Genomic DNA, 6,270 nt, shown 5'->3' on the forward strand with positions numbered 1-6,270 from the left:
CGGCGCGGCATCCTCCGCCGCGGCCAGGACCTCGGCCAGCCCCATTCGATCACGCGTCACGTCAGCCTCCCTGAGTAGTAGGGTCTCCTTCCCGCAGGACCCCACGCATCACAGACAAGGCCCATACCAAGAATGACCCAGACCACTGCGCCTTCGGCGGCACACGCTCACGGTTCGATGGCACAGGTCTGACCATGGACGGGCCCGCATAACCTCCGCCGAGCTCGGCGAGGGTGCCCACTTCTCAGGCCTGAGGTGCCTCGAGGTTTCCGGACAGGGACCCAATAGGATCCCTGTGTAAGGAAACGAGAGGCAAGACACCACCCAGCAAGTACTCGCCGGAGTTCAAAGAGGAAACGGCTCCCTCCTCCCCACCGCTTCCGTGACTAGGTGCCGTCGTCATGCAGTGGGCGACTCGCTCGGGCGTTGAGGCCGGGTGTACACGAGCACGGTGAGGCAGTGCGCCAGGCTGCCGACGCGGCAGTTCCGGGACCTGTCCCTGAGTGGTGGACACCTCTGAGCCCGGCCCCGGCAGGGGCCGGGGAGGAGGGATCTCTTATGGTGATGAAGGTCTATTCGCCCGAGTTCAAGGCGGACGCTGTCGCGCTGTACCTGTCGGATCCGAGCCATACCTTCGAGGGCATCGGCAAGGACCTGGGGATCAGCCGGGAGACGCTGCGCAACTGGGTGCGGGCCGAGCGGACCCGCCGCGGCCAGAGCGGCGCCATGATCAAGAGCACGAAGGACGTCCCGGTGAACGAGGCCACGAAGGAAGAGCTGGAGGCCGAGATAGCGGCCCTGCGCGCGGAGAACAAGGACCTGCGCAAGCAGAACGCGACGCTGGCCACCGAACGGGACATCCTCCGTAAGGCGACGAAGTTTTTCGCCACCGAGATGAACTGGTGAACCGCTTCAAGTTCATTGAGGACCACCACCGCGCCTGGGGCGTGAAGCGGTTGTGTCACGTGCTGGAGGTCGCCCGCTCCAGCTTCTATAAATGGCGGGCCGGCCGGGAGGCCCGCGCCGCGCGTGAGCGGGCGGACGCCGCGCTCGCCGAGCGGATCAGGGCCGTGCACGCCGAGTGGGACGGCACCTACGGCCGGCCGCGGATCACCGCCGAGCTGTGCGACCAGGGCGAGCGCGTGAACCACAAGCGTGTCGGACGGGTCATGCGGAAGTTCGGCATCGCCGGGCTGCGGCTGCGCAAGCGCCAGGTCACCACGGTGCCCGAACCGTCCGCCACGCCGGTGCCGGACCTGTTCCGGCGCGACTTCACCGCAAGCGCGCCGAACACCAAGTACGTCGGCGACATCACGTACTTGCCGGTGGGCGACGGCGAGTTCCTGTATCTGGCGACGGTGATCGACTGCTTCTCGCGCCGCCTGGTGGGCTGGTCGATCGCCGACCACATGCGCACCTCGCTGGTCGCCGACGCGCTCCAGGCAGCCGCCGCGACCCGCGGCAGCCTTGACGGGGCGGTCTTCCACAGCGATCACGGAGCGCAATACACCTCCCGCCAATTCGGCGATGTATGCGCTGAGTTGGGGGTGCGACAGTCCATGGGTGCGGTCGGCACGAGCGCGGACAATGCGCTCGCCGAGAGCTTCAACGCGGCCCTGAAACGCGAGACGCTCCGCGGCGCCCGCCGCTTCGACGGGGCCCGCGCCTGCCGCCTGGCCGTCTTCCGCTGGACCACCCGCTACAACACCCGCCGACGACACTCGGCGAACGGACAGCAGGCACCGATCGCCTACGAGCAACAGTCAGCTACCCTGACACTCGCCGCATAACGACACGAACAGGTGTCCACCCCTCGGGGACAAGGCCCTTCCATCCGCGCAGACCCGCGTGGTCCGTGCGCCAGAGGCCCATGTGGCTGCCTGGCGCGTCTCCGTAGAACGCTGCGGTACGCCACCAGCGTCCGCGCACCGTGCCGTGGAAGTCCTACAGGATCCGCTGCGAACTGGCGGCGCCGCCCATGTGGCGGATGAGGCGGGGAGTCATGGGCTCATCCTTGCTCACTGCGCCGGTAGGCACCCCGGTGCTCGAGCACCTGGGTGATGGTGGCGCCGTACCAGCGGTGCGGCGGCCCGGGCCGCAGGGGCGGTGGGGCGTCTGGGCCTTCTTCTCTCACGGCCTCGCCGACCACACCTCCGGCCCGCCGCCGCGCCACTCGATCAGGAGCGACTCGGCCACATACACCTCATCCCAGCCCTCCATGCCGACGCGGTTCAGGAACACTCGCAAGTCGTGCAGGCTGTGCGCGGTGCCGAGGGTCTGATCGTCGATCTGTATACGCCGGCCGCCTGTCTTGTCGGGCGGGGACACGATCACACGATGTCCGGCCATGACACCAGCCTCGCGCGCAGGCGCCACATGTGCATACCGCGGCTCGGTGTGGGCCACGCAGGAGGGTTTCGTCGCGCTTGCCCACTCGTATGACCACTCCGGGTGGCCGTCGTCGCGCTGCCGGATCAGGCTAGGCATGACGCCGCGCGGCCTGGTGTCCCCCCGCAGGCTGCCGCACGTCCACGCAGGGCCCGCCTCTTCACCCCCTGTCGTGGCTCGGATGGGGTGGGGGGTGTGCTCGCATGATCGACGTGCGGCGGAAAGCTGGCCGCGCGATCCTGGTGGGGCGGGGGTTGACCCAGAGGCGGCTGTGCTGTCGGGGTCATCGCTCAGCTCAGGGAACGGCCTCCGCTTTCCGGGCGTGGCTCGCTGCCTGCGCCGACAGCAACCATGTGCCCTCCCACCCCCTGCATGGACTCCAGCCCATGCAGGGGGCTCGTCATGTCTATGCGGCGCGAACCCATAGACGGGCGGCAGTCACGTTCGGTCGCCTGCCGTGCGCTCGATGGCGAAGGCGTGCACTCTCTGCGGTGGCTCGAGCCGCGTCTGGACGATGTTGCGGGTCGCCCCTACAGGGATCGGCGGTACGGGCTGGCCGGGCCGGATGACGCCGGACATGACCACCTTGTACGCGTCTCCCTCTGCAAAGACGTCGAGCACGACATCGATTCGGTCGCCAGGCTGAATCACAGTCCGCCGCCTTTCTTGTGATCGGACAGGTGCACGAACCCGGCCGCCAGGCAGATCTCCCACCCGGGGCGGTCGAGCCTCGAGGACGGCCTTCTGCAAGCCCCGCTTCTGGGTGCGCGGCACGTCGTCGTGGACATTGCCGGCCAAGGGGGATCTGCTCGGCCCGGCGGCCCTGCTGCGTGGCCGCCTCCTCGCTAACTCGGACCACCTGCCGGCCGCACCACGTCGAGAGAGACCACCGGCGCGGCATCCTCCGCCGCAGCCAAGACCTCGGCCAGCCCCATTCGATCACGCGCCACGTCAGCCTCCCTGGGTAGAAGGGTCTCCTTCCCGTAGACCCCACGCATCACAGGCACAGCCGTTTCTAAGAGTGAGGTACACGCTCATGGTTCGATGGGCATAGGCCTGAGCATGGACGGGACCGCATGACCTCCGCCAGGCACCGAGGGTGCTCGCTTGTCAGGCTCTCCTTCATCGCGCGGCACGTAGCAGCGCGCAGCCGACGGTGCTGCGGTTGGGCCCAATTGGCGGGCGTGGCGTTGGCAGGCTGCGCTCCTCGGTGGCGAGCATGTGTTCATGGTGGAACACACGACGGTCGTGCACGGCATTACCCGGAACACGACGCACCGCGGAGGATGGGTCGAGTATGAGCCGACTGGGCACGCCGTGGTGCGCTGCACCTGCGGTCTCGACAGCGGGATCGTGGCGGAAGCTCAGGCAGTGCAGATCGCCGATGATCACCGCCGCACGACCGCGGAAGCCCGTATCTGACCGGTTGACGGCTATCCCCTGTGCGGCCCGCCCATGCGATTGCCCACCGCGGCACAGGTGCTGTGCCCAGTCACAGTCCTGAGCCTGCCCGTGATCGTGGACACCTGGAGACTGGACCCCATCTCCGGAGCCCACGGGCGGCGCGTGCGCAGGGAGGGCTGGGCGTCCTTCGCCATCCGCCCCGCCCTCCCTGCCGCATACACAGCACGGGCACGGTCCAGCCCCACTACTGGGAGCCGTGTGGCTGCAACCCTTTCAGTCTCATCCGGGATGCTTGGGCTGGACCGCCTGTCCGCCCGAGCATTTTGCTGGCCGTTCGATCCCGGTGGGTCACGGAACACCAGCCGCGAACATTCGGACACCCGAAAAGCTCAACCGAGCTCAGATCTGGTGCGAGGTGTACGCCGGGGGTCAAGCCGAGGGCGGACGATCTCGCGCCGGAGGACGGTGTGCGGGTAGGGGCGTCCGCTGGCACCGGCGGGCCCGCCGGTGGCGGGGTCGAACTGGTAGGCAAGCAGGTAATTCGTGTGCCTGCTCCTACTCGCGTGTCGCGATGGTCGCGCGGACAGTGAGGGTTCATGCCGATCGAGCCAAGGCGATGCCACGGCCGCCGCGATACGAAACACCCGAGCAGCGGGCCGACCGCAATCTGGTCGAGCTGCTCCAGGAGCTACGCGTCGTCCAGACCGGTGTGCAGATTCTGTTCGCCTTCCTGCTCGGCGTAGCCTTCACCAGCCGTTTTCCGCAACTCAGCGCCTTTCAGCGTGGCATCTATGCCGCCACGCTCCTGCTGACCGTCATTACCGCCGCTGTCCTCGCTACGCCGGTGGCCCTGCATCGCGGGCTGTTTCAGCGCGGCGTCAAGCCCCGCATCGTGGCACTGTCCGCCCGGTATGCGGAAGTCGGCCTGGTGTTCCTCGCACTGGCGATCAACGGTGCTGTTCTCCTGCTCATGGACGTCGTCTTTGGCCATATCGCAGCCATCGCCATCACGGCCGCGACCACTGCGATGTTCGCGTGCCTGTGGTTCGTGCTGCCGTGGTCTCTACGACATTCCTGAGGGGGCGACCGCTCAGCGGCCTCCTGGCCCTGGAGAGCCAGTGCTCCCTCAGCTGCAACGGTGGAGCGGACAGACGTTGCGGCCGATGTAGCCGAAGCGTCCGCTGACCGCCGACAGTACGAATACCGCCCACGCGGGCACCTCTCCCCAGTTCATGACTGGGCCATAGCCAGGCGCACTGAGCGTCTCAGTGCTCCCACACGTCCGGCCCGCCGCCCCGCCACTCGATGAGGTCCGCGTACGATTCGACGATGTCCGCGACCAGCGGGTTGACCTCGGTCCAGCCTTCAACCTCATGTATTCAGCTGTGGCTGTGACCTGACGCCACGACAGGAGAAGGATGCCTCCCACCTGCGATGATCTGACTGTCTAGATCAAAACCGTCGCAGAGAAGAGGCACCCAACAGGTGCAGGTGCGACACGAGGTCGCGTGTGTTGAGTGGACGCTCTTGGAGAGGGGGACGGCGGTGTCGCCGATGACAGGGTAGTCCCGGGTTCGTGTCCGATGACCCGTCCCCACCTGGACGTGCGTCGCTGGTAACGGCGGGGTGCGAAGCTCCGGGGAGAAGCCCAAGCGCCTCCGTTCCACCCGGGGGTGACAGGCGAGGGGAAGGCCGGACGGGCGAACGTGAGTGAACCCTTGATGACGCCTCGTGAGTTGGAGCCCCGCCGGTGGGTTGTAGGTGCGGGGTGTAGGGCGGGCCGCTGTGAGGCGGCAGGCGCCGGACGGTGCTTCATGCCGTTCGGGTGGACACCGCCGCCCCGGGGTATAGAGGGCGCCCTCCCCGGCCGTATCTCACATACGCGGAACGTGGAAACCCCGACGGAGTCCGCCGTCTTGCAAGGGCGGCGGTGGGCTGACCGTGAGGAAGGCTGATGTCTCCGGCGGGACAGGACGGCTCAAGAAGCAAATGCCGGTGGGCCGAAAGGCCAGGGGAAACCGGGACGGCACCAGCGGCGGCCTCTCCGCTGCAGTCCTGGCCAACCTGCCGGATACCGGGCCGGTGCCCGGGTCCGAAAGGACGCAGACGTGGGCCGGGTGAGCCTGTGAGGAGGGACGATGGCAACAGTGGCAGCGCCGAAGGACAAGTTGGACGCCCCGGCCGTGGCCGGGGTGAACGGACCGGAGGGCGACTTCTTCGCGGACTGGGACAGCATCGACTGGGACCGCGCGCAGGAGAACGTACGCCGACTGCGCCAGCGCATCTTCACGGCATCGAGGGACGGGGACCTGGCCAAGGTCAGGAACCTGCAGACGCGCCCGAGAGCCTTCAGGGCTTGCTTGAGCCGTATGCGCGGATGACGGTGCGCCGTTTCACTCGGCGTTGGATCGCCCCTTCAAGGGGCCGAGGTTCGGAAGGAGGTGACCTCGGGGCCACCCGCCTGACCTGGACGCGAAA

The 6,270-nt window shown here is 67.8% G+C and carries 6 protein-coding genes; 4 read left to right on the forward strand and 2 right to left on the reverse strand.

What is annotated here, in order from left to right; all coding sequences use genetic code 11:
* Positions 1-558: 558 nt before the first annotated feature.
* Positions 559-1,790, forward strand: a protein-coding gene (locus ACWDA7_RS49295) for an IS3 family transposase (RefSeq protein WP_450614303.1) whose coding sequence is annotated in 2 segments (ribosomal slippage) — positions 559-880 and positions 880-1,790 — 1,233 coding nt in all. Because the reading frame shifts where the segments join, the coding sequence is not laid out codon by codon here.
* Positions 1,791-2,130: 340 nt separating this feature from the next.
* Here the strand turns inward: ACWDA7_RS49295 and ACWDA7_RS49300 are convergent.
* Both ACWDA7_RS49300 and ACWDA7_RS49305 read right to left on the reverse strand, forming a co-directional pair.
* A complete protein-coding gene (locus ACWDA7_RS49300; protein ID WP_450614304.1) occupies positions 2,131-2,349 on the reverse strand; it encodes a hypothetical protein in 219 nt (72 codons plus the stop codon).
* A gap of 477 nt (positions 2,350-2,826) precedes the next feature.
* Positions 2,827-3,009, reverse strand: a complete 183-nt coding sequence (locus ACWDA7_RS49305) for a hypothetical protein (protein ID WP_450614306.1) — start codon at positions 3,007-3,009, stop codon at positions 2,827-2,829.
* A 606-nt stretch (positions 3,010-3,615) separates the two neighbouring features.
* On the opposite strand from ACWDA7_RS49305, the gene ACWDA7_RS49310 reads away from it, so the two are divergent.
* The 3 genes from ACWDA7_RS49310 (at position 3,616) to ACWDA7_RS49320 (ending at position 6,173) form a co-directional block, all read left to right on the forward strand.
* A complete protein-coding gene (locus ACWDA7_RS49310; protein ID WP_450614308.1) occupies positions 3,616-3,810 on the forward strand; it encodes a hypothetical protein in 195 nt (64 codons plus the stop codon).
* A gap of 553 nt (positions 3,811-4,363) precedes the next feature.
* Entirely contained in the window at positions 4,364-4,870 is a 507-nt protein-coding gene (locus ACWDA7_RS49315; RefSeq protein WP_450614310.1) for a DUF6328 family protein, read from the forward strand.
* 1,060 nt (positions 4,871-5,930) lie between these two features.
* Positions 5,931-6,173, forward strand: coding sequence for a reverse transcriptase N-terminal domain-containing protein (locus ACWDA7_RS49320; RefSeq protein WP_450614312.1), 243 nt, complete (start codon positions 5,931-5,933; stop codon positions 6,171-6,173).
* Positions 6,174-6,270 lie beyond the last annotated feature (97 nt).

The sequence above is a fragment of the Streptomyces sp. NPDC001156 genome (assembly GCF_053598275.1).

Bases quoted from the DNA above. Each gene is read 5' to 3' on its own strand.
- ACWDA7_RS49320 (WP_450614312.1), top strand. From the start codon at position 5,931: ATGGCAACAGTGGCAGCGCCGAAGGACAAGTTGGACGCCCCGGCCGTG.
- ACWDA7_RS49315 (WP_450614310.1), top strand. From the start codon at position 4,364: ATGGTCGCGCGGACAGTGAGGGTTCATGCCGATCGAGCCAAGGCGATG.
- ACWDA7_RS49310 (WP_450614308.1), top strand. From the start codon at position 3,616: ATGGTGGAACACACGACGGTCGTGCACGGCATTACCCGGAACACGACG.
- ACWDA7_RS49300 (WP_450614304.1), bottom strand. From the start codon at position 2,349: ATGGCCGGACATCGTGTGATCGTGTCCCCGCCCGACAAGACAGGCGGC.